This is a genomic window from Streptomyces sp. SID14478 (genome assembly GCF_010548525.1).
Taxonomy (GTDB): Bacteria; Actinomycetota; Actinomycetes; order Streptomycetales; family Streptomycetaceae; genus Streptomyces.
Genome location: NZ_JAAGMG010001132.1, coordinates 1 through 357, shown reverse-complemented (window position 1 = coordinate 357; position 357 = coordinate 1). Strand labels below are relative to the sequence as shown.

At 77.0% G+C, this 357-nt stretch carries 1 pseudogene; it reads left to right on the top strand.

Annotation, left to right across the window (positions count from 1 at the left end):
• Positions 1-357 (top strand): annotated as a pseudogene (locus G3I40_RS36235) (hypothetical protein); the annotation flags it as partial.

Sequence of the window (357 nt, the reverse complement as noted above, 5' to 3'; positions counted from 1 at the left end):
CCCGTACGCGCTGCTCGTGCCGCTGGTGCTCCTGCAGGCGGTGACGGCCGCGGGCTGGTTCCGGCTGAACGGCATGTGGCCCGCCCGGCAGGGCATCGCCCTCGCCTTCCTCGGCGGCGTCGTCGCCGACGTCGCGCTGCTCGCGGCCGGCCGGGAGAACGGGCCCGCCGCGATCCTCGGCACCCTCGGCGTGTGGGTCCTGCTCACCCTCGTCCTGCAGCTGCGCTCGCACGCCTCGCCGGACGAGCGGATGTACGGCCTGATGGCGACCGTCACCTCGGCGGCGCTCGCGATCGTCGCGGCCGGGCACCTGGCCGCCGAGCCGGACGCGGTCACCGTCGGCGCCCTCGCCGTGGC